The 23,390-nt window shown below is 37.5% G+C and carries 25 protein-coding genes and 2 pseudogenes; 13 read left to right on the top strand and 14 right to left on the bottom strand.

Annotation, left to right across the window (positions count from 1 at the left end; all coding sequences use genetic code 11):
* Positions 1-101 precede the first annotated feature (101 nt).
* Together iolG and NST21_RS06215 are read right to left on the bottom strand one after the other, a co-directional pair.
* On the bottom strand, positions 102-1,103 hold the full coding sequence (gene iolG / locus NST21_RS06220; RefSeq protein WP_340888310.1) for an inositol 2-dehydrogenase: 1,002 nt from the start codon (positions 1,101-1,103) through the stop codon (positions 102-104).
* 15 nt (positions 1,104-1,118) lie between these two features.
* Positions 1,119-2,111, bottom strand: coding sequence for a Gfo/Idh/MocA family protein (locus NST21_RS06215; RefSeq protein WP_340888309.1), 993 nt, complete (start codon positions 2,109-2,111; stop codon positions 1,119-1,121).
* Between the two features lie 388 nt (positions 2,112-2,499).
* On the opposite strand from NST21_RS06215, the gene NST21_RS06210 reads away from it, so the two are divergent.
* Complete coding sequence (locus tag NST21_RS06210; RefSeq protein WP_340888307.1) at positions 2,500-3,378, top strand: dimethylarginine dimethylaminohydrolase family protein; 879 nt, start codon at positions 2,500-2,502, stop codon at positions 3,376-3,378.
* A gap of 62 nt (positions 3,379-3,440) precedes the next feature.
* On the opposite strand, the gene NST21_RS06205 is transcribed toward NST21_RS06210, so the two are convergent.
* From NST21_RS06205 to NST21_RS06195, 3 genes and pseudogenes are all read right to left on the bottom strand, one after another.
* A complete protein-coding gene (locus tag NST21_RS06205; RefSeq protein ID WP_340888305.1) occupies positions 3,441-3,944 on the bottom strand; it encodes a DUF1648 domain-containing protein in 504 nt (167 codons plus the stop codon).
* Positions 3,945-3,993: 49 nt separating this feature from the next.
* Complete coding sequence (locus NST21_RS06200) at positions 3,994-4,389, bottom strand: hypothetical protein (RefSeq protein ID WP_056527973.1); 396 nt, start codon at positions 4,387-4,389, stop codon at positions 3,994-3,996.
* Positions 4,390-4,585: 196 nt separating this feature from the next.
* Positions 4,586-5,074 (bottom strand): annotated as a pseudogene (locus tag NST21_RS06195) (urease accessory protein UreH); the annotation flags it as partial.
* Between the two features lie 245 nt (positions 5,075-5,319).
* On the opposite strand from NST21_RS06195, the pseudogene NST21_RS06190 reads away from it, so the two are divergent.
* The 4 genes and pseudogenes from NST21_RS06190 to vanY all read left to right on the top strand — a co-directional run.
* Positions 5,320-5,576 (top strand): annotated as a pseudogene (locus NST21_RS06190) (MerR family transcriptional regulator); the annotation flags it as partial.
* A gap of 13 nt (positions 5,577-5,589) precedes the next feature.
* Entirely contained in the window at positions 5,590-6,285 is a 696-nt protein-coding gene (gene vanR / locus NST21_RS06185; RefSeq protein WP_340888304.1) for a vancomycin resistance response regulator transcription factor, VanR-F/VanR-M family, read from the top strand.
* Positions 6,278-7,390: a sensor histidine kinase gene (locus NST21_RS06180; RefSeq protein ID WP_340888303.1), complete on the top strand. Its 1,113-nt coding sequence runs from the start codon at positions 6,278-6,280 to the stop codon at positions 7,388-7,390. The genes vanR and NST21_RS06180 overlap by 8 nt, the downstream gene beginning before the upstream one ends.
* Before the next feature lie 103 nt (positions 7,391-7,493).
* Positions 7,494-8,372 (top strand): VanY-A/VanY-F/VanY-M family D-Ala-D-Ala carboxypeptidase, encoded by an 879-nt coding sequence (gene vanY, locus NST21_RS06175; protein WP_340888301.1) that lies wholly within the window; start codon positions 7,494-7,496, stop codon positions 8,370-8,372.
* 429 nt (positions 8,373-8,801) lie between these two features.
* Here vanY and NST21_RS06170 read toward each other — a convergent pair whose 3' ends face one another.
* From NST21_RS06170 to NST21_RS06155, 4 genes are read right to left on the bottom strand one after another with little or no spacing between them, the layout of a single operon-like run.
* On the bottom strand, positions 8,802-9,107 hold the full coding sequence (locus NST21_RS06170) for a hypothetical protein (RefSeq protein ID WP_340888300.1): 306 nt from the start codon (positions 9,105-9,107) through the stop codon (positions 8,802-8,804).
* Between the two features lie 9 nt (positions 9,108-9,116).
* A complete protein-coding gene (gene ureC, locus NST21_RS06165; RefSeq protein ID WP_340888299.1) occupies positions 9,117-10,826 on the bottom strand; it encodes an urease subunit alpha in 1,710 nt (569 codons plus the stop codon).
* On the bottom strand, positions 10,823-11,146 hold the full coding sequence (locus NST21_RS06160) for an urease subunit beta (RefSeq protein WP_057219534.1): 324 nt from the start codon (positions 11,144-11,146) through the stop codon (positions 10,823-10,825). Before NST21_RS06160 ends, ureC begins: the two co-directional genes overlap by 4 nt.
* A 13-nt stretch (positions 11,147-11,159) precedes the next feature.
* A complete protein-coding gene (locus tag NST21_RS06155) occupies positions 11,160-11,462 on the bottom strand; it encodes an urease subunit gamma (RefSeq protein WP_201182009.1) in 303 nt (100 codons plus the stop codon).
* Positions 11,463-11,756: 294 nt separating this feature from the next.
* Here NST21_RS06155 and NST21_RS06150 point away from each other — a divergent pair, with 294 nt between their 5' ends.
* Positions 11,757-12,206, top strand: a complete 450-nt coding sequence (locus tag NST21_RS06150; RefSeq protein ID WP_340888296.1) for a DinB family protein — start codon at positions 11,757-11,759, stop codon at positions 12,204-12,206.
* A 171-nt stretch (positions 12,207-12,377) separates the two neighbouring features.
* Positions 12,378-12,839, top strand: a complete 462-nt coding sequence (locus NST21_RS06145) for a DinB family protein (RefSeq protein WP_340888294.1) — start codon at positions 12,378-12,380, stop codon at positions 12,837-12,839.
* An 80-nt stretch (positions 12,840-12,919) separates the two neighbouring features.
* Here NST21_RS06145 and NST21_RS06140 read toward each other — a convergent pair whose 3' ends face one another.
* The 4 genes from NST21_RS06140 to NST21_RS06125 form a co-directional block, all read right to left on the bottom strand.
* A complete protein-coding gene (locus NST21_RS06140; RefSeq protein WP_053344899.1) occupies positions 12,920-13,168 on the bottom strand; it encodes a transcriptional regulator SplA domain-containing protein in 249 nt (82 codons plus the stop codon).
* A gap of 127 nt (positions 13,169-13,295) precedes the next feature.
* The gene (locus NST21_RS06135) at positions 13,296-14,162 is read right to left on the bottom strand and encodes a Cof-type HAD-IIB family hydrolase (RefSeq protein ID WP_053347983.1); all 867 of its coding nucleotides are present in this window, start codon (positions 14,160-14,162) and stop codon (positions 13,296-13,298) included.
* Between the two features lie 158 nt (positions 14,163-14,320).
* Positions 14,321-14,674, bottom strand: coding sequence for a YlbF family regulator (locus tag NST21_RS06130; protein WP_340888291.1), 354 nt, complete (start codon positions 14,672-14,674; stop codon positions 14,321-14,323).
* Positions 14,675-14,747: 73 nt separating this feature from the next.
* Positions 14,748-15,887 (bottom strand): DUF445 domain-containing protein, encoded by a 1,140-nt coding sequence (locus NST21_RS06125; protein ID WP_340888289.1) that lies wholly within the window; start codon positions 15,885-15,887, stop codon positions 14,748-14,750.
* 137 nt (positions 15,888-16,024) lie between these two features.
* On the opposite strand from NST21_RS06125, the gene NST21_RS06120 reads away from it, so the two are divergent.
* The 6 genes from NST21_RS06120 to NST21_RS06095 all read left to right on the top strand — a co-directional run bounded on the left by NST21_RS06120 (position 16,025) and on the right by NST21_RS06095 (position 21,588).
* Complete coding sequence (locus tag NST21_RS06120; protein WP_340888288.1) at positions 16,025-17,386, top strand: YheC/YheD family endospore coat-associated protein; 1,362 nt, start codon at positions 16,025-16,027, stop codon at positions 17,384-17,386.
* A 16-nt stretch (positions 17,387-17,402) separates the two neighbouring features.
* Positions 17,403-18,473 carry a YheC/YheD family endospore coat-associated protein gene (locus NST21_RS06115; protein ID WP_340888287.1) on the top strand — a complete coding sequence of 357 codons (1,071 nt, stop codon included), beginning with the start codon at positions 17,403-17,405 and terminating at the stop codon, positions 18,471-18,473.
* 3 nt (positions 18,474-18,476) lie between these two features.
* Positions 18,477-19,844, top strand: a complete 1,368-nt coding sequence (locus NST21_RS06110) for a YheC/YheD family endospore coat-associated protein (RefSeq protein WP_056527940.1) — start codon at positions 18,477-18,479, stop codon at positions 19,842-19,844.
* Positions 19,841-21,037 carry a YheC/YheD family endospore coat-associated protein gene (locus NST21_RS06105; RefSeq protein ID WP_340888284.1) on the top strand — a complete coding sequence of 399 codons (1,197 nt, stop codon included), beginning with the start codon at positions 19,841-19,843 and terminating at the stop codon, positions 21,035-21,037. Before NST21_RS06110 ends, NST21_RS06105 begins: the two co-directional genes overlap by 4 nt.
* A 61-nt stretch (positions 21,038-21,098) precedes the next feature.
* Positions 21,099-21,302, top strand: a complete 204-nt coding sequence (locus NST21_RS06100) for a YheE family protein (protein ID WP_340888283.1) — start codon at positions 21,099-21,101, stop codon at positions 21,300-21,302.
* Positions 21,303-21,399: 97 nt separating this feature from the next.
* Positions 21,400-21,588, top strand: coding sequence for a hypothetical protein (locus tag NST21_RS06095; RefSeq protein ID WP_340888281.1), 189 nt, complete (start codon positions 21,400-21,402; stop codon positions 21,586-21,588).
* 294 nt (positions 21,589-21,882) lie between these two features.
* Here NST21_RS06095 and NST21_RS06090 read toward each other — a convergent pair whose 3' ends face one another.
* Entirely contained in the window at positions 21,883-23,367 is a 1,485-nt protein-coding gene (locus NST21_RS06090; RefSeq protein WP_340888280.1) for a hypothetical protein, read from the bottom strand.
* Positions 23,368-23,390: the final 23 nt, after the last annotated feature.

The following is a 23,390-nucleotide window of genomic DNA, read 5'->3' as shown; positions in this document are numbered from 1 at the left end:
AGTATAATTTTATTATATTTATTTTTCAATACATTTTTTGAATATTTAGTATTTTCAGATTAAAACTCATGAACAAAATGAATTCTTTATCCCTCTATATACTAAAGTTCAACTTTTTTTCCATTTTGATAAGATTCCCGGGCAGCAAAAGCGATTTCGAGTGCCTTTACGCCATCGTCTACTGTGACACTTGGTGTTCTTTTTTCAGCCACAACCTGGAAAAAGCTTGAAAGCTCCAAATTGTAGGCATCCGTAAAACGAGTTGGAAAATCCGGTAATATATCATGCAGGTTACCCGCTTTCGTTAAAATCTGAATATCATGATTTCGAAGATTCCCTATAAAGATCGAGCCTTCTGTCCCAATGACCTCTGCACGAATATCGTAGCCATAATGGGCATTACGACTTGCCTCTGCATCTCCTGCAGCCCCAGATGAAAACTCTAAATACGTAAGAGATTGATCAACATCTCCGTATTTTTCCATGAACGGGTATTTCAAGATTCGTCCATGAGCATGAACTGAAGTCACTTCGGAATTCATCAAATAACGAGCAATATCAAAATCATGGATGGAAACATCGACAAACATACCACCGCTATTCTGGATAAACGCTTCATGGGGTGCATGAGGATCACGGGAAATACCACGGAAGTATATCGGATCGCCAATATCGCCAGCATTAATTCGCTTTTTCGCTTCAACGTAAGCCGGATCGAATCTACGCATAAAACCAACCTGGCATATGGTATTGTTATTTTCTATTATTCTCTTAATATCATTTGCTTCACTTATATCTATCGTAAGTGGTTTTTCAACAAAAATAGCTTTACCTGATTCAGACGCTTTTTTCAATAAATCAAAATGTGTGCTTGTTGGAGAGGCAATAATCATTACTTCGATTGTATCGTCTTGAAGAATATCATCCGGATTGGTAGTGAAAAATGGCACTTCTAACTCTGTTGCAACACGCTTGGCTGTCTCCATGTTCACATCACATATTGCCGTAAGTTCTGCATTTTTAATTCTTGTAGCAGCATTTACTGCATGCCAATATCCAAGTCTTCCAAGTCCAAGTACAGCTGCTCGAATTTTTTTTGTCATATTATTTTCTCCTTTTTAGTTAACATCCGTCAGCACAGACTTACTGTGCAATGATTGGTAACTTATTTCAAGATAACGGGCCATCTTAAGCGAATGATCCACGTTGTAGTCAGGATTTCCCCCTTCTTGAATACAATCATGAAAATGTTCAATCTGGTTTAAATATTGATCGTCTTTAAATTTCTCAAAAAGAATCACGTTGCCAATGTCATCTTTAACAGTTATTTTGCCGTGTTTATCATCCGATACGTCAGGACGAAAAGCGCAATCAACTGTAATGGACCCCCTTGGACCAAAGATTTCATAACGATTAATAAACGAGAGTTCCAATGAAGCTGTTACTTCAGCAGTTCGTTTCTGATCATCAATCAATACGCAAGTCGATGTTATATCCACTCCGTTGTCTTGATCCATTTTACCGCTCATTGAGATTTGGACAGGTTTAAAGCCAACAATTTGTGTCACCGCATGCAAGCCGTAACATCCGACATCTCGCATAGCACCTCCTCCTAGTTCAGGTTTCAAACGAATATCACCTGAGTCTTCAAGCATCCAGGAAAAATGAGCTTTAACATGGAGATAATCCCCGATAATACCGGATTCCAGTAATTCCCTCACTCGTTTGTGCTGACAATGAAATTGGTACATGAAAGCTTCCATAAAAACTACATTATTTTCTTGGGCTGCTGTTTTCACATCGTACATATCGGCTTCTGTTAACGCTGCTGGTTTTTCAAGAAGAACATGTTTTCCCTTTTGCATTGCCCTCACCGCCCATTTTGTATGAAGAGAGTTTGGCAAAGGGATATAGATTGCGTCAATCGATGAATCTTCAATTAGTTGTTCATACTTTCCATAAATGTGGGGGGAATTGAATCGCTTGGCCTTTTCTAAGCTTTTCGATGCTACAGCTACTAATGCTGCACGGTCTGAACGGCGTAATGCCGGTAAAAATTCATCATATGCTATATTGGCAGCACTAATAATTCCCCAACGGATATTTCCCATTACTCACACTCCTTCTATTAATTTTAATGTTTGGTTTGCAACAAACAGTAAAAATATTTAATATTAAGAAATTTTAGGGAAAGCGCTTTCCTTTTTGCTATTGTAACTCACTATTTTTTATTATTCAATTACATTTACAAAAATGTAAAATTTTATTTTCCGGAATTATTAATTTTTAAACTGCATACAAACGGACTTTAAAAATAGATTGTAAATCTTTATGTAAATTTTTTTTAGATTTGTCTGTATGAAGAAAGCTTCCACAAAAGTTGAAATCAACAATGATTAATACAAAAGACCATATTAAAAAATGACATTTTTTTTATGTTTCTTTCCAGAAAAAAGAGGTAATAGTAAAGATACAATGATATTTAGAGGGAGCTCATCTATGGTAAACAAGATAAACGAAGAACTAGAGGCTTACTGCGCGAGCGAATATTCAAAGCTTTTACGGGTAATTGTATGTGAACCAAAATATATGGAGATTCGTGAGATTATCAACGAAACACAAAAAGAGTTTAAAGATGAGAACATTGATCGTGTACTTGCTATGGAGCAGCATACCAATTTTGTAAAGTCGCTTGAACATGAAGGAATTGAAGTCATAAATCTACCACCCCAATCTGCATATCCAGAACAAGTCTTTACGAGAGATATCGGATTCACTCTTGGCAATACCGTGTACGTCGCAGAGATGGCTACAGATATCCGGCAAGGTGAAGAACTTATTTTGAAAACCTGGCTCGAAAAAAATGATGTCCCATTCTCCAACTTATGTAGGAATAGAATAGAGGGCGGGGATGTCATAATTGATGGAAAGACCATTTATATCGGGGTCAGTGATAGAACAGATAAAAAATCAATCAAGAATCTTCAAACCTTATTATCAGAATACGATATCATCCCAATTCCTTTCATTGAAAAATTCCTTCACTTGGACTGTGTATTCAATGTTATCTCACCAACGGAGGCCCTTATCTTCCCAGAAGCCCTTACAAAAAAAGAGTTAGCCTTATTAGAATCACGTTATGACATAATTGAAGTGACTAAAGAGGAGCAATTCACATTAGGAACAAACGTGCTCTCTATTGGAAAAAGAAAAGTGTTTAGTCTTCCATGCAATAAAAAAGTAAATCACAAGCTTCGTGAACGCGGATATAGCGTCATTGAAGTCGATATAAGCGAGATCATCAAGTCCGGAGGCTCTTTCCGTTGCTGCACCATGCCTCTGTTGCGAACAACGAATAAGAAAACTGAACTTGCTTAGAGAAAGAAAACTGCTCATAATCAAGATAGATTTAAACCGAACTTGCTATAATGAAGTTCGGTTTATTTTACTTTCAGAAATGAGCGCACCCTAAAGAAAGCGATCGAGCCCAAAAGGACAACTAGGAAAATAGGCAATTCTAAAATACCAAGCCCAACTTCCCTACCTACAGAAACTTGAACAGATTTCCAGCTGGTATAAAGTAAAAAAACAATAATTTCCGCCTTCAAAATCACACTCATCAACCGAGCATTTTTGTATAGACTCTCCGCATTTTGTTCCGTTACTTTTACCGGGAAATTAAAGATATACGGCACTCTCTCTAAAGTCGTCAATATTGACCATAAGGAAATACTTACGATCGGAAGAAACCAAATTACAGCTCTCCCTCCCCAACCATCTGCTTCTCCTTTAGCATTAAAATGAATCGGAACCTGATCAGGTAAAGTACTCCACTCATTAATCAAATAAATCAGGTTGAGCACTATTATAATAAGTGAAAAGATATCAATTAGTTTTTCATAAACCGTTTTTGGTAACTTTAATACTGGTTGATTATTTTTCATAATTGCCCCCCCTAATCTTACCAAAAAAGATCTTATTCCAAGTGTTCTTTTATTGTATCAAGTTTAATACAATTTCAGAATCCGCTTTATTTAATTGTACATACTTGCTATGTTTACCTTTCGTCAATTTCAATATATTTTCACCAGAAATAACCCAAACATAGTAAACGACTATTTTATCCTCATTCTTTTCATCATTAAAATAAAAGATATAATCCGCTTTAGGACGATCTTTCTCCATTTTGGAATTTTCCCAGTTAATATTTTTTAATATTTCTTTTGTTTTTATAGTCTTTTCAATTTCTATACTTTCTTTATAAGCTTCAAATTTGTAGATTTTACCCTCACGCTTTTGAATCGAAATATGTTCTTGTTTATTTGAACATCCTACAGTTAACGCTAAAGATACTATGAAAAGTGCAAGTAAAAATAGTCTCCATTTCATTAATTGTCATCCCCCTTACATGAATAGACTAATATCCAATATTTTCATTATACTAGTCTACCAGAAGAGTAATAGGAATGTGTATTTAAATGGCGACAAAAGAGTGCAGAACCATCTTTTCTTAAAGCAAAGAACTCCCAAGCTTTTACCTTGAGAGTTTCTGACTCTAATATCCCATGTAAATAATAGACGTTGTTCACCCAAACCAAACCGTAAATAACTCATCATTTACGCCCAGGTTGTACATATAATAGATCCCGAATACCGTGCTGACCACGCCTGTCAACCGAATGAGTGAGTGGTTCACTTTTATAGAAGAAGTACTTGTGACAAAGGGGATGCTTAAAATCGTTGTAAATAGAAGCATGCCCACACATGTACCAACTCCAAATATAATAATGTAAATGGCACCCTGCCATAATGAATCTATCGTACTCATCGTAAGAAGAACCATGGCTGCACTTCCGGCAAGTTCGTGGACAATCCCAACAAACATCGATTTCAAATAGGTAGCTCTACCTGAATGATCATGTTGATGCATTTTCTCCCAAGAAAAAATCGTCGTTATTCCTAAATATACCAACATGATTCCCACAAGAAATTCTAATGACATTGCCCATGCTTCCGAGATTTCTTTCAAAAGGATCAGGATGACACCAAACACCAATAGCGTAAGTGTATGACCGTGGAAGTCTTTGTTATTAATACATCATTAATTTAAACTAATTACTTAATTTTCCTAGCTGGTGGCATAAATTATCTTGAAAATGGTACGATAAAAACGTTGATATCTAAATAGGAAATGACTTAATGATGGGAAAAAGCGAAGATATTTTGAATTGGATAATTATATTTCAAAAAAAAACCTTAAAAACCCTTGACCTCAACTTAGGTTTAGGTTGTATCCTTGGTAAAAAGATAAAAAATCATATGAACTATAAAATTGGACAAGTCGCAAAAATGAATCATCTAACAATGTTTCTCAATTACGTTACTATGATAATCGAGGACTGTTACCCTTGCTCAAAAGAACTGAGAAGGGAGATCGAGTTTTTGACGATGAAGCACTGAAATATTTAGAAATGATCTTATGCTTAAAGAATACTGGGATGCCAATTAAAAAAGTTAAACAATTTATTGATTGGTCAATGAGTGGTGATGATACCATCCCCCAGAAATTAGAAATTAGGAGTGGAGTAGATGAAACGTATTTCGATTTTAATAGCTGATGATGAGGAGGAGATTGCTGATCTGATTGCCATCCATTTAGAAAAAGAAGGATACCATGTCATTAAAGTATCTGATGGACTAGAAGCCATTCATGCTATCCAGACTCAATCGATTGATTTGCTAATTTTAGATATTATGATGCCAAAAATGGATGGATACGAAGTAACCCGTCACATTCGAGGACAACATAATTTACCTATCATTTTCTTGAGTGCCAAAACTTCTGATTTCGATAAGGTACATGGACTAGTGATTGGAGCAGATGACTATATGACTAAACCATTCACCCCCATTGAATTGGTTGCTCGTGTAAATGCTCAGTTGCGGCGCTATATGAAATTGAATCAACCCAAAACAGATAATAAATTGATCTTGGAAATTGGTGGATTAGTTATTTCTCCTGATCAACGTACAGTTATTCTATATGATGAGAACATTGAGCTGACGCCTAAAGAGTTTGAGATTTTGTATTTACTAGCCAGTCATCCAAAGAAAGTTTATAGTGTGGAAAATATTTTTCAGCAGGTGTGGGGCGAAGCCTATTTTGAAGGTGGTAATACCGTTATGGTCCATATTCGTACTTTACGGAAAAAACTTAAAGAAGATAAACGGAAAAATAAATGGATTAAAACTGTGTGGGGTGTCGGGTATACGTTCAATGGTTAAAATCGTTCGAAGTTTTCGCTCAAAAATGATAGTGTTATTCGGATTAAGTATGTTTTTTTCTGGCATCATAACTTATCTAATCTTTAAAGGACTTCAATTTTATTATCACACGATGGTTCGTTATGAGGATCCATTGGCTCGTTTTCGCTTATTTATAAACAATATTGGAGACATTAATTTCTTTTTACTACTATTTATCCCACTTTCAATCTTTTTTTTCTTTGTCCTTACTAAGCCCTACTCTACCTATTTCAATGAGATTTCAGAAGGAATTCATTATCTCGCTCGTGGTGACTTTAAACATCGAGTTCAAATCATATCAAATGATGAATTTAGAAATATTGCGCAAGATATTAATCTGGCAAGTGAAAAATTGGAACAAGCCATAGAAAGAGGAGATTTTTCGGAAAGCAGTAAAGATCAGTTAGTAGTAAATTTAGCTCATGATTTGCGTACTCCGCTCACCTCTGTTTTAGGTTACATTGATTTAATCCTTAAGGATGAGAATCTGACTAAAGAACAAGTCAGACATTTTTTAACAATTGCCTTTACTAAATCTCAGCGTTTAGAAAAACTTATTGATGAATTATTCGAAATAACTAGAATGAACTATGGCATGCTGCCAGTTGAAAAAAAGCAAATTAATTTAAGTGACCTACTGATTCAATTAAAGGAAGAATTGTATCCTATCTTCGAGAAAAATGATTTGATAGCTCGAATGAATAGTACTCCCTATTTACCTATTATTGGTGACGGAGAGTTGTTAGCACGTGTGTTTGAAAATCTTCTGACCAATGCCAATCGTTATGGATACGATGGCCAGTTTGTAGACATTAACGGCTTTATTGATTCAGGAGAAGTGGTTGTTCAGATTGTGAATTATGGAGATAGTATTCCACCGAATGAACTACCGCATCTTTTTGATATGTTTTATACCGGTGACAAAGCACGAACTCAACAAGAAGATAGCACAGGTCTTGGCTTGTTCATTGCGAAGAATATTGTGGAGCAACATAATGGAACGATTACTGCAGAAAGTAGTTTAATACGTACGATATTTGAGGTTCGTTTACCACAGGACAGTGTACCAAATAATCAAATTTAATACCCAAGTAAATGATTTAAGAAAAATTTAATATTTACCCTACTCTTTTTTTAAATAGTTTCTCCTATTCTATAAGCAAGTAAGATCAAGGAGGAAACTGAAAATGAAGAAGTGGGGATTTTTATTGTTTTTAATATTGTGTTTGGGATTTGCTATCGCTAATATAACACCGTTGTTTCAAGATAAAGTAGAGTTTCAAAAAATTGTTCAAAATCATCAAGATAATATAAATTATCTAGGAAGTTCTGAACGTATCCAAAACAAGGAGATTGCAAAAGATCAGATCTATCAAGGAAATCTACTCTTGGTCAACAAGGATTATCCTGTTCACCAAGAGAGTATAAAATCAGATGTCGTAAATTTATTTACGCATAAAGAATTGATAAAGGGATACGAGTTACTTGATAGTGATATTAGATTGTCAGAGGATGTCGCACGTAAATTTTCAGAGATGACAACTGCTGCTGAAAAAGAAGGAGTTCGTCATTTTTCAATTAGTAGTGGCTTTCGAGAATTTGATGAGCAAAGTGTACTTTACCAAGAAATGGGCTCTGACTATTCCTTGCCAGCAGGCTATAGCGAACACAATTTGGGTTTATCGCTTGATGTAGGATCTACTCAAATGAAGATGAGTGAAGCACCAGAAGGAAAGTGGATAGAAGAAAATGCTTGGAAATACGGCTTTATTTTACGCTATCCAAAGGATAAAACTGATGTCACAGGAATTCAATATGAACCGTGGCATATCCGCTATGTTGGCTTGCCTCACAGCGCGATTATGAAGGATAAGAATTTAGCTTTGGAAGAATATTTGGATTATCTAAAAGAAGAAAAGAACATTTCTGCTAGTGTTAATGAGAAAAAATATACTGTTTCTTATTACTCCATTTCTCATAGCAGTCCAATTAAAGTACCAGAGAATCTCTATTATGAGATTTCAGGCAACAATATGGATGGAGTAATTGTGACCGTGTACGAATGATAAATGGATAAAAAAGAACTAAAAAAATTCTGATGACCTAATACTATCATTTCAATAAATCATTATTTCTTGATTTAGAAAGATATGATTATTTGGTTGCTCATTTCTCCAATCCTATTGCCGACACATATTTAAACTTCAAGAAAGTAATTTTTGAACAAAGTGATTATTATCCTATGTTGTCTATAAAATTCTCTATGTTATTCCATTAAAGGGCGCAATTGTTGAACACATAGGTAGAAAATGATCAAACTTTTTTATAAAAATCAAACTTAAATTTGCTGGAGAAGAATCCATTTTGATCAATCTTTTTTCAAAATGGATTCTTTTTATTATCGTAAAATACGGGTTTACGAGGTATCTTTGATCAAACTTTATTTCAAAGCTTCAGTGATAGCTCAAAAACTGACAAGGGCTTCTATACAAGCATTACTGAACCTCTCTTAAATAAACATGTCCTTTTCCACCCATCTGGCCAATTGATGTAGGCACTATCGCCAAAATATCATCATCAATCGTCTGAATCACAATCATATTCTTTTCATCCATATAAAGGATGTCTCCATCCATTAATTCTTTGTTTTCCTTAAGACGAATCCCAATTTCGTTCCCTTGATCCGTTTTCACTCGTAGAATTTGTTTTCTTAATGCATCACTTTCTAGGTAAACCCTTTCCATATGTTTCGTGTTTTTTTCAATAAACTCTATATTTCCTAATACCTTTTCCAGAATCATGGTATCATCTCAGAATAAAAAGTATCGTTGTGCCATCGGCAGGACTTCTGCCGGCTCACACGTAATTAAATCACCGTCCACCGTCACTTCATACGTTTGCGGATCAACCTCTATGACGGGGGTTTCCCCATTTAACTTCATTTCTTTTTTTGTAAGATTACGAATATTCGAGACAGTCTTCATTATTTTTTTCAGACCCAGGTCTTTGTGAATTCCTGCTTCATAGGACGCCTTTGATAGGAACGTAATGGACGTACTTGCTACAGCCTGGCCAAAACTCGCAAACATCGGACGGTATAACACAGGTTGAGGCGTTGGAATCGAGGCATTCGGGTCACCCATAATACTGTGGGCAATCATGCCGCCTTTTAATATCATATCTGGTTTCACTCCAAAAAAGGCTGGATCCCAGAGCACCAAGTCGGCGAATTTCCCTTCTTCTACCGAACCGACGACATCAGAGATTCCATGGGTAATGGCAGGGTTTATCGTATACTTGGCGACATAACGCTTCACACGGAAATTGTCTCCCTCCCCTGCTTCCTCTATCATTTTACCCCTTTGCTTTTTCATCTTATCGGCTGTCTGCCATGTCCGTAATACGACCTCGCCTACACGTCCCATTGCTTGAGAATCCGAGCTAATCATACTAAAAACGCCCAGGTCATGCAGAATGTCTTCAGCGGCTATCGTCTCTTTCCTTATTCGGGAATCAGCAAAAGCGATATCTTCCGGTACGGATGGATCCAAATGATGGCAGACCATAAGCATGTCCAAATGCTCTTCTAGAGTATTGATTGTGTAAGGCCGGGTAGGATTAGTCGAGGATGGAAGAATATTGGAGTAGCTTGCCGCCTTGATGATATCAGGAGCATGCCCGCCACCTGCACCTTCAGTATGATATGTATGGATCACACGGCCCCCGATCGCTTTAATCGTATCCTCAACAAAACCTCCTTCATTAAGCGTGTCAGAATGAATCGCTACCTGAACATCGTATTCATCCGCCACCGTTAAACTTGTATCGATTGCAGCGGCCGTCGTTCCCCAATCTTCATGCAATTTCAGCCCAATCGCACCAGCTTCTATTTGTTCAGCTAGAGGTTCTTTGGCCGAGGAATTACCTTTCCCTAAAAACCCAAGATTCATAGGGAAATGATCTGCAGCCTCAAGCATTTTATGTATATTCCAGGCTCCTGGCGTACATGTCGTGGCGTTCGATCCCGTTGCCGGTCCGGTCCCGCCGCCAATCATCGTGGTAATTCCGCTTGATAGTGCAGTCTCAATTTGCTGCGGCGCAATGAAGTGGATGTGAGCATCAATGCCTCCGGCTGTTATTATCTTTCCTTCAGCTGCAATTATTTCAGTTGCAGCCCCAATCACCATAGTCACTCCATCCATCAATAGCGGGTTGCCAGCCTTGCCTATAGCTGCAATATTTCCATCCTTCACGCCGATATCTGCTTTATAAATTCCGGTATAATCGACGATGATTGCATTGGTGAAAACGAGATCCATGACCTCGTCTCTTGAAGCAGTAGGATGTTGACCCATACCATCACGAATCACCTTACCTCCGCCGAATTTCACTTCATCTCCGTATTTTGTAAAATCCTTTTCTATTTCTATGAAAAGCTCTGTATCTGCCAATCTAATTAAATCGCCAGTTGTCGGACCAAACATGTCTGCATATTGCTTACGTGACATTTCATGACTCATATTTCCCAATTCCCATCGAGCGGACCATTAGTTTGATTGCTTAATCCATAAACTTCCCTCTTGCCGCTAAATGGCACCAGTTCTATTTCTTTGGCATCTCCCGGCTCAAAACGGACCGCTGTGCCGGCAGGAATGTTTAGCCTTTTCCCAAAAGCATCTTCCCTAGAAAATTCCAACCCAAGATTCACTTCGTAAAAGTGAAAATGTGAGCCAATTTGAATCGGCCGGTCTCCCCTATTGGTCACGGAGATGACTGTCAAAGGCTTCCCTACATTACATACAATCGGTCCTTTTTTCAAAATATATTCTCCAGGTATCATGGCTTAAAACTCCTTACTGAATCGGATTATGAACCGTCACAAGCTTTGTACCATCAGGAAAAGTCGCTTCCACTTGAATATCGTGAATAATCTCCGGGATTCCTTCCATCACATCTTCACTTGAAAGAATTGTCTTTCCAAACTGCATCAGTTCTGCGACAGACTTACCATCGCGTGCCCCTTCCACAATTTCATATGTGATCAAGGCAATCGATTCCGGATAGTTCAATTTCAAGCCGCGATTTTTTCGTCTTCTTGCCAAATCTGCTGCCACTACGACCATTAATTTTTCTTGCTCCCTAGCTGTTAAGCGCATGCCCTCTCTCCTTCTGCCAATCAAAACCATAAAACACCTTATAATAAGAGTCTATTAAAGATACAACACACAATTTTAGTCATTACCTAACGTAATTACGTTATATAACATAACATATATCTAATTATATTAAATTTTCTGATAATTTCAAGTGTAAAAATGAAATTATCAGAAAATTAATATACACCTCTCGTTTTGAAAGTGCTTACCTAAAATTTGATAATACCCAAACAACCTTGATATAATTTCATGAGGAACTATTTTGCTAAAAAAGCAGTGAGAGGGGAACAAAAAATGAGTTATGTGAAAAATCAACTTAAAGTTATGCGCGAAAATTTACTAAAAGAAATCGAGGGATTAAGTCCAGAGCTTATGGATGTCCAGCCGAAAGGGTTCAATAATACAATCCATTGGCATCTTGGACATGTCCTATCCGCAGCGGAAAAATTTTTATTGGACTCCCCAAATAACAGCAACTTGCCTGCTAATTACGGACAACTATTTGGATACGGTTCAAAACCAGCTGACTGGACAGCCGATATCCCTTCTGTTGAAGTTTTAAAGCAGCAGTTACAAGAACAACTTGGCCGGCTTCTTGAAATTCCGGAAGAAAGCTTGAACGAAAAAGTAGCACAACCTTTCAGAGAAATGGAAACAGTAGGAGAGTTTATTAACTTCGTAGTCCTACACGAGGCAAGTCACATTGGACAAATTCATGCGATGAAACTTCTCATCCAATCCTAACTAATAAACCACAAGCTGCCATTCCGATTTTTAGATAAAAAACCGGAGTGGCAGAAATTCCTTGTTAAATAAATCTCGATTTACTTAACAAGGAACAACCTTGATATAATTCGAAGGACGTTTTTATATAATTACATATCATTCACAGGAGCTAAAAAAGGGGGAACTAACATGAATCCATTACAGAAACGATTCTCACTAATTAGAGGGAAATTTTTCGAACGAGCTATTGATTGTGTTACTCCTGAACTGGCAAGCATTCAGCCAATAGGATTCAACAACACCATTCACTGGCATCTTGGCCATACGTTGTTCGTAACAGAAAAATTCTTGCTTGATCATCCGCGAGCAGGGAACTTGCCAGACAATTATGTTAATTTCTTTGCACAAGGTACAAGTCCGGCTGACTGGACAGACGCTGTTCCATCATTTGGTGTTTTAATTCAGCAATTTAAAGAACAGCTTGATCGCCTTCTGGCCATTCCTGAAGAACGCTTGAATGAAAAACTGGAGAAACCATTCAAAGGTTTTACAACTTATAGCGAAATGGTCAATCTTGCACTTTTCCACGAAACGTACCATATGGGCCAAATTCACGCGATGTTACGAGTGATTAATGCAGCCCAAAAATAATAGCCCCCGCTTTTCAAAGCGTGAGGCTTTTTTCATTAATACTCATTAAAATATGATAATCAAAGACCCCCACTTCAACTTTACATCATCTGGTTGTCCATATAATCGTTATAGGCTTTTTCAGCAGCGGCTTCTGAAGAAAATAAAGCATCATCATCTTCAATTGTATGAAATGTATCGTTCAGAAACAAAGCAACTGCATTAGGATCTTTTGGATGAGGGACAATTTCTGCTGCCCTAACATTCGAAACAGTAGGAACATGGGGATTATTATAAATTACAAATACCTCGTCACCTACTTGTACTTCTTTCGCATTGATAATACCCATTGAATTCTTCCTTTCCTTTACAGATTTTCTTTAGTTTATGGAAAGATGCTTAGAATTATTATATAAAATCACATTGCCAGCGACATAACTAAATAGGACTCCTTCGTGATCGAAGGAGTCTCCTTATTCATTTAAGCATATTCATCTTCTGCAAAAACTCAATCGGATGTTGTTTACGGAAAAATTCTCTTAACATATAGGCAACTCCGTGTTCATCATTAGACCGGGTCACCCATTTCGCGACTTTCTTAACTTCCTGATCTGCGTTGCCCATGGCAACACCCAGACCAGATCCAGCTATCATCTCCATATCATCTAACCCGTCTCCAATCGAGACAATTTCACTTCTTTTTACCTTTAAATGATCTGCTAAATATAATACACCGCTCCACTTTGATACACCCTTTGGAACAACCGTCAGCTTGTATCCTGGATGTAAGATAACATCAACCTCCGGGAACATATCCTTTATCAGTTTTAGCATATCTGTTTGGTCACTTTGCTCCGAAAAAATGATATCTATTTTTGTCGGAGCCATTGGCTTGTCAATTAGCTCTTCACTGATATCATCCACATAATTTTGAGCATATATATTTTGATCATTCAAATACATAACTGTTTTACCGAGCAAATTCTCTGGAAGGTTGACTCGATTGCCAAGCGAGTATTTTTCATGAATGAGTAGAATTTGGCAGGTAGTTTTTTCAAGCATTTGAACGAGTTCCACAGTCAATTCTTCTGAAATTCTTTTCACCAATATAGGCTTCTCAATTGATGCTCCAACAAAAGCTCCCTGCTGAGCAACGATCATCGGATTTATTTTTAGGGCTTTGGCCGCTTTTTTTGCAGAGTGATAGTTTCTTGACGTCACAAGCGCAACATGGACACCTTTTTGGTGCACATAATCAATTGCTTCTTTAGTTGATTTATTTAAACGGCCATTCGACTGGAGCAATGTTCCGTCAATATTAATCGCAAGTAGACGATATACCATGTTGATCTCCCCCATCTGTAGTATCCTCTTTCAAATTTATGACTAAAATTTGAAGAGTAGAACAAATAGAAGTTCAGAGCACCTTACACTCGATTTGGCACTAACTTTTCAGACAAAAAAACTCCCTACCATAAAGGCAGGGAGTTTTCAACAGCTTACTACTGTTGTTCAGGCAGACCATATAAATCTTCAAGCGGCTTCATGATAATTTTATTAAGGTCAGCAATGACCATGCTCATCCTTTGTTCTGCTTCCATCAATTGTGAGATGGTTGGGTTTTGTTGAACAAGCTGTACTGTTTTTTGTGCTTGCTCTACCTCTTCCGGAGCAATCTCCTGCCCCATCATTTGCTTTTGTTGCAAAGACATCTGCAGATTTCGAAAGTTTTCAAACATTCCTTTTGTTGCTTCATCCGAATTGACAATTTCATATAAGCGTTGCAAGTCGGCATATTCATTACTTGCTCGAATTGCTTTTTCCATTTCATACGCTGCATCATATACGTTACTCATGGTTTTCCCCTCCCAGTTATCATTGTATTCCTACACCTTTTCAACTATAACAAATCCCTTTGCTAATTACACGTCATCCTAATAAAACAGTTGCAAAACCTTGGAATAATCCGATGATTCCTCCAAGCAATGCTCCAAGGTATGTGATCATTGACAATTCCTTCTTAGTGATGGAAACGACCATTTCCTCAAGTCGCGAAACCGAAAATGAGGCCACCTGTTCTTCCACAATATCATCCAAATGAAGCTTTTGGAACAGCGACTGAAAGTGATTAATTAAATAGTCGGCACCTTTTTCCACAAGAATTGGGACCCCTTTTTCCACAATCGTACCAGAGAAATTGGCAGTCAACTCACGAACTGGTTTTTCCATGATAGTAGCGACTGGTATCATTTCTGTCGTTTTTTCGGTAATAAACTGTCTTATCGTTTCTTTCCCTATCAAGCCTTCTACTTTCATAACTTCCCATTTCTCGAGGTTTTCCCACTCTTTTACCATCATCACCGACAATATATCAATAGTCCGTGATTGTTCAAAAAATTTAATGATTTCCGGCTGAATTTTATCAATTAACTTTTCATTTCCGATAAACATCTGAATTAAATTGATCAATTTACCCCGTTCCTTGAAAAAATCATCCAACATGTCTTCAAGGCGACCCTTACCTTCTGCACTGTTAAAATATTCTTTTCCTTTTGTTACGATGAATCGAGAAATATCCGGGATCGACTTCACTGCTTTTTGCTGAATGTGCAATGGGACGATGTCCTGTAAGCTCTTGCCGCTATTTTCGCCCAACCATGTTTCGTATTTACCAAGAACTAAAGTCTGCAATTGCTGTTCTAACGAGAAGGAAGAATTCTTCATTCCCAATTGATCAAGCAATTGAGCTGTACTTTTTTCCGTGGACAATGCTTTCTTTACTTCTGCCTGAATGAAAATTTTCATATTCTGTATAGAGGCATCATTGATAACCTTACTTTGAATGCTTTCAGGTGTGATTAAATGTTCAACGACCAATTTACCTAACTGACTGGCTAACTCATCTTGCCGCTTAGGAATTAAACCTGGTGTCAACGGCAGCTGTTTCCCGAAAATATAGATTGGTTTATAAGGTCTAAACAGCATCCGGATAGCCAATAAATTAGTGAACCCTCCAATTACAGCACCTACAACAACCATAAACAGTATTTTTACCCAAAACTCATCCATGAGGATTTCTCCTTTTGTTGCTTGAAATAAAGGCTTAATGACACGTTCTAATTGGAAAAACATAGAATGTGTTATCCACTTTTGCCCATCATTTAATTATAAAAGGATATCAAACTTAGTGCAAACGGGGAATTATAATGAATCTTAAATTTCAAAAAATTTTCATTACTGTAAATCCTGCAATCACTAGAAAGAAGGCACTACTGTTCATCGAAGAAAAATTATTCGAGGCGTGGGATCTTCAATATGGGGAACCCCTTACACTTATGGCGGGATGCCGTTCCGTTCCTGTACTCGTCCAACCATTCCCTTCATCCCAGCCAACAATAAAGCTTTCATTTGATACAAACCAAATTTTATCCCTGCCTGCTTTTTCAGACCCAATTTCCGTTACCTTCCATGCGGAGGATAGATCAATAAATATAGGGCCCTTCTTTGCCGCACTCATCAACCAACTTCCCTTGAAAGATGGGACATTTGGGGAAATGGAAAAATTTTATCAGGAGATGAAATCCTACTGTCATCAACAAGGCTTCTCCTTCTTTTTAGTAGGAATACAGTCTTTAAAAGAAGGCGTAGTGGAAGGATATTGGCCAGGGCAAAATGGGTGGCAAACCCTTACTCTACCTATCCCTAATGTGTTTTATAATCGGATTCATTCGCGCAGAATGGAAGAATCGCCAACCTTCGATCTGTTTACAAATGAACTAAAATCATATTCAATCCCGATGTTTAATGGAAGGTTTCTTTCTAAGTTCGATGTACATGAGCTTCTTCTCTTAGAATATGAACTGCTTTCAAATCTGCCTGATACCATACTTTTTAACGAGAAGGAAGAATTCTTTACATTTTTAGAGAACCATTCTGTTATCTATTTAAAGCCTTCTTCCGGCAGTCAAGGAAGGAATATTTGCAGGTTAACACAAGTAGATGGAGAATGGAAAATCGAGCAAACCGGACATATACAAAATGTGCATATTGCGGATACGAATGAAAAGTTGTATAACGCCTTGAAAAAATTCTGCAGAAAACAAGCCTACATCCTTCAAAAGGGGATTTCCTTGTTTGAAATCGATCAGAGAAAAGTTGATTTTCGAATCCTTCTTCATCAAAACGAGCAGTTTCAATGGAAAGTTACCTCCATGGTTGCCCGGATAGGAGATCCAGGTAATATCGTTTCCAATCTTGCACAGGGCGGTATGATGAAAAACGGCTCAGACTTTTTAAAGGAAGTATTTGACCCTCAGGAAGCCGGACGTTTGCACCAAAGGCTTATAAGACTTGCTAAAAAAACTGCCCATACTTTGGCAGAAAATCATGATGATTTATTCGGGGAGCTCGGAATCGATTTAGCACTTGATGTTGACACACACCCTTGGATTATTGAAGTGAACTCGAAACCTTCGAAAAAATTTCAGGGCAACTATGAAACCTTTCGTCCATCAGTAAAGTCCATTGTAGAATTTATGCTTACTCTTGACCGAGAAAACCATCCATAAAAGGAGTTGCTGGCACGTGTTAATAGGATTAATGGCAACGTCAGATACACATGAAAATCATTATTTTACTGAAATAGCAAAAGCAGCTAAATCATTTAATATGAATGTATGTAAATTCACACCCGAGAATATTGATATCGATGTGAAGAAAGTTCGAGGAGAACGTTTTGATGCCGAAAAGGAAACATGGCGCTCTGAATCATTTGAGCTCCCTGATTTTGTATATGACCGCTGTTTCCACGGCTTATCCCGTGTGTCGACGGAAATACGCGATAAAATCAATTGGTTAAAAGTTAACTCAAGTTTCCTTGGCCTTGGCCTTCCAGGAAAGTGGGAAGTTTATCAAATTTTAAAAAAACATCCCCTGCTAGAGGCATTTTTTCCAGAAACCGTTCAAGTTACCACACCTGAAGAAATCAGCGGGCATTTGGAACGTCTGGATAAAATTATTATCAAACCAGAGTTTGGAGCAGGTGGTACGGGAATCTATCTTCTCACAAAGACCGAAGGCGGCACATTGGTGTCCATGACAAAAAAGGGCACCAAATACGACCGTCAATTTGACTCTAAATCTCAACTGAACAAATGGCTGCAGCATTTATTAAATCGATATAGTTACCTTTGTCAGCCTTATTTAGAACTTTGCAACCAGAAAAAAGAACCGTTCGATTTACGAATTTTACTTCAAAAAAACGAAAAAAATCAGTGGTTGGAACGCGGCCGGGGCATACGCCTGGGACAACAAGATGGAATCACCTCCAATTTAGCCACTGGTGGGGAAGCTATTTCACTCGAGGCTTTCATCAAAAAAAATCCTGAATCCATTCCAATTGCTGCCGAACAAAAAATCCAGCATATCCTCCGTACCTTACCTGCCGAAACCGAAGCCGTTTTCGAAAGGCTATTTGAGCTAGGAATCGACCTAGGCATTGATAAAAAAGGGCAAATATGGATAATGGATATTAACTCAAAACCAGGTAGGAAAATCCTCCAAACACTTCAACCTGAATCGATGAAGGATATCCATCGCGCACCGTTCCAATATAGCCAATTTTTAGCCGATCATCTTCAGAAAGCAGGTGAATAGAGAGTGAGAAAGACTTATCCTGCCGAGATTGCCGATACTCCCGGCAACGTTCTCTTCTATCCATCAGAGCTTGGAGATTTGGCAGAGATTGAATTAATATATTTTGGCCAGCATTCATGTCCTGCCATTGTCAAACAAAATCCTGCAATCAAGCAAACAATCGTCCTGTCAGAAAGTCTCGCGGAATCTTTAATATTTACTCAAGTCGATATGCCTCTTCATCTATTTATATACGGTAAGAGCATTCATATTGGGCCAGTCGTCGGGATATTTTCATCAGGTTTTACCGGCATTTCAAACAAACCGCTCGGGGAACGTTCAGATTTTTTTTCAAAACTCCTTTCTCTGAGCCAAACAACAGGCTGTATCCCTTTTGTTTTCGGTGAAAATGTAATCAATTGGGAAAAAGAAACAATCAAGGGCTATGTCTATGAGAACGATGACTGGAATATTAACGAATTTCCTTTTCCAAATGTCATCTATGACCGGCTCCCTAACCGTTTGACGGAAAACCGGGATGGCCCTAAGGAAGTGAAACAGAAATTCCAAAAAGAGTATACAATTCCTTGGTACAATCCAGGTTTTTTTAATAAATGGGATATAAATGAACGGTTATGTGCGGATGAGCGGGCACTTCCTTTTTTACCGGAAACGTATCCTTTTCAATCTCTGTCCGTCGTAGAAACCCTGCTTTCTCATTACCGCCAAGTTTATATAAAGCCTATTCATGGCAGCCTTGGGCTTGGAATTCACCAAATTCTTTATGATAAACATGAAAATGTCTACTATTGTCGTTATAAAAATGAAGCTCAGGAAAATAAATTGCAAAAGTTTTCTACTTTAGAATCTATTGTTAAACACATCTTTCATAATCGACCGCTTGAAAATCTCATTGTGCAGCAGGGCATACCATTAATTCGTTCTTCTAAACGACCTGTAGATTTCCGAGTGCATACGAACAAGGACAGCAAGGGAATTTGGCAGGTAACTGCTATCGCCGCAAAAATAGCCGGCGCTGGAAGCGTTACTACCCACATTAAAAGCGGAGGCGTCATCAAGACGATTGCCGAGCTATATGGTGATGATGATGAGGCGAAAGAAGTCGAACGAAAGCTATCGGAAGCCGCCCTAATATTAAGTGAAAGTATTGAAGAGCACTTAGATGGCATCATTGCAGAAATCGGTTTTGATTTTGGATTAGATAAAAAAGGGCAAGTTTGGATGTTTGAAGCCAATTCTAAACCAGGACGTTCAATCTTTTCCCATCCAAAACTAAAAGAGTTCGAGCTGCTAACAAGAAAGCTCAGCCTTGATTATGCTATTTATCTTACGGAACAAACCATTACAAATGCTGTCGGTGTGCAGAGATGAATATTTTTTACGATATTCCAACTGAAAGCTGGTACCACGACCAAGAAAGCATGCAACTATTCGCCGGCGCGGAAAAAGAGGAAATACACTATAAACAGAATCAAAATAATCAAACACTTATTCCTATTTCTATTTTTCCAGGTAGCCGGATGCTCGTCGTCGGAATTTTAACTTCTTTAAATCCCAAAAAGGAATCAGGAATAGGGGGAAACTTGACCCTTTTTCAGGATTTATCACTATATTTGTTGGAACATGGGATTTTAGTGTTTGTATTTACGGTTGAGACCTTTCATTCCATCCCAGTAAAAGGCTTCCTTTTTTCCTCCATTTCAAACAAATGGATCGAGGTTAAGATGCCGCTTCCCGATATAGTTTATAACCGAATTCCCTCAAGGGGCTTCGAGGCATCAGAGGATTTTCAACAGCTTATCAACTACTTTCAAGATCATGGTATGAACCTTTTCAATCCTTGTTTTTTAGATAAATATATGATGTATGAAGCATTGATGGAAGATGGCTCTCTCACCAACCATCTTCCATCAACAATTATCCTCAGTGATTGCAATGGACTGAGGGCCTTTTTAAAATCCCACAGACATATTTACCTAAAACCATCTAAAGGAAGCCAAGGGAAAGGTATTTACACACTAATCGAGAATCCTGATGAAACTCTTCAGTTTAATAGCCTAAAACATAGTGAATCCTTCCCAAATTTCTCCTCATTTTGGGAGCATAAAAAAATGCTACTGATGAGAAGAGCCTATCTCGCCCAACGAGCGGTTATACCAAAGAAACTGAATGGACATCGTTATGATTACCGAGTTCTCGTTCATTATGAAAATGGGTTCTATAAAATTACTGGTAAGGCTGTACGGATGTCACAAACCCAGGAAATCACAACCCATACTCCAAGAGGCGGGAAACTTTTCCCTTACAAAAACTTGCAATCGAGGAATTTAAACCGGAAGTTGGCGTACATTGCTCAAAAATGCGGTCTGATTCTATCGAAGAAATTCGGCTTTCTCGGGGAATTCTCCATTGATATTGGCGAAGATTCAACAGGATCACTCTTCATTTACGAAGTAAACTCTAAACCCATGCAATTTGATGAAGAAGAAATTGAAGCAAGCCGACTCTTGCATTTGAAAAACCTGTTTATTGAATTAACATTATTAAATCGAACAAGAAAATAACCTCCATCTGCCGTTTTCCATTATAATGAAATGAGAGACAGCTTATATGGAGGTTATACATATGATTACTCATTTTCAATGGACACCATTACATAAAAATTTACCAGGATGGAAAATTTCCTTTTACTTTAACAAGCAGGTCGTCCAAGCCTTATACCATAAAGACGGGTCCATCGAATGGACTGCCAATCCCCCTTCAGAAACAGACGAAGCTAAGCTCAAAAGCATCATACATGACTTAATGGTCTATCATGTATATGAATAAGTTAGTGCTAAACTCCTCATTTCATTCATGAGGACTTACTCAGAATAAAAAGCCCTCTTTTGCCTACACTATAAAAAAAGGTTAGGAGGGATTTCTTTTGGATAAAGAAGAATTCACATTTTTGAAGGATACCGATTATGAAGGCAAGAACTCTGCTTTCTTAGACATCGACCGTTACATCAATGAAGGACTGGCCGGCGGGAATGTTTATGCAGCTGCTGACCTTCAGAACATTGAAGAAGCCCATGATTTTTATGATGAAACCGAGCCAAACAAGAATAAATAATTAGTGTCCGGAGCCTCCTTTAGGTGGCTCCTTTTTATAAAACTGTCAACTCTTCCTTCACTCCGAACATTCCCGTAACTATTTCACATTTTCACACGTTTTTTCAAAATTAAGGAAATGCCCTTCTTTTCATCTGAGCTTTTTGCCTGAATGTAATAAGGACTCACCCTATCACGGTAGTACGGTTCAATCCTACACTCTTAACAATTCTCAGTCTTATTCAAATCTTCCTTTTCGTGATTTTTATCAAGTCATCTTTTTCCTCTAAGGGTAGAGACAACATGCTGGAATATCTTATTCATTTTTCCATTCATACAGCACAATATCGTTATATACCGGATCATAAATAGAATTAGAATGAAACTCTTTTATTTTTTTAATCTTACCATTAAGGTTTATACCTTGTGCTTTAAACCCTTCTACTGCCTTATTCGTTATTAAAATCTTTCTGTGCTGGTAATAGGATTTATCATGTAGAAAAACTTGATAAGTTTGTACCTTTTTATAGGGAGTTTTAATATTTATGTACTGAAAAACCCTCGTCTCTTCCCAGGCATAAACAACGGCTGATTGATCGAGAGACTGTAAATAGTTAGCTAGTTGAATTGTGGCTGGAGATTCGATTGCTTGTTGTTTAATCAACATAGAAGAATGATACGTTTGTGAAATTAATAGTAGACAACAAAGAATAAATATTACAGAGTTCCTTATCTTTTTTAATAAATTGGTCAATAGAACGAAAATAAAAAGTATGACCAAAGGAAGAATATGTCTAGGTTTATCAATATTTTGTGCAACAATAGCCCAGGTCAAATAACAAATGCCCATGATACATGCTAATTGCTGAGAGAAATCTTTTTTTAGATTACTCCCTTTCAATTGATATATAAACAAACTAACAAGTATACCGTACAGAACGGCTAATAAAATCGTTTGAGAGGAAATACCCGTCCATATTACATTATCAAGTACTAATGTTTTTACCCTTTCTAGAAAGGATAAATCACTGGAAATAGCCGTGTTACCCCAATCGTTAAAATGACCACTGGTAAAAGCCAAAGAAAGTTTAACAAAACCTTTCACACTTCCTTCAGAAAAAACAAGAGAAGCTACCCAAATAAACTGGCACATTATCGCCAATAAAGAATAAACAACTATTTGTTTATTCGTGTAATATTTTTTCTTCCATTTCTTATAAAATAGGAAAAGCAAACCGATTGCAAATGGCAGATAGGATAATCGAATTCCTAACAATATACTAAGAAACAATGGAGGCAAACTATTTACACCTATGCCCTGATCTTTCATCGCCCAATGAATACTCCAAAAATACCACCATAAGGCAGCTAGGGCGGCGCCTTCTGATATTGGTTGATTTACTATCACCATAACATAGGTCGAGGAGTATACTATTGAAATAATCCCTAAACTATATGATCTTGAAACATAATGCCTTGCCAATTTATACATTGGAAACAAAGCACTGAAGTAAAACAAAATATTAAAAATAGTCAGTGAAGACACCTTATTATCGACAAATTGATGAATAAAATACCCGCCTAAAATAAAATAAGGGTACCCTGGGAAATGCGGTTGCATAGCCATCAAATCAAATCGATCTAATGCAAGCGCATAATCCACCTGATCCCATGTAGAAGCAAAGGAATTAACATGAGTTAATTGAGTCCAAAATAGAAACATTATCGAAAATATGCTAATAAGAGCAATACCTATATTGAATATTTTAGTTGGTGTAACCAGTTGATCTTTCCTTTCCATACTCAATCACCATTTTCTAATTA

Source organism: Peribacillus sp. FSL K6-1552 (genome assembly GCF_038005205.1).
Classification (GTDB): domain Bacteria; phylum Bacillota; class Bacilli; order Bacillales; family DSM-1321; genus Peribacillus; species Peribacillus butanolivorans.
Note: the sequence above shows the minus strand (reverse complement) of the source record. Positions and strands in the feature narration are given on the sequence as shown.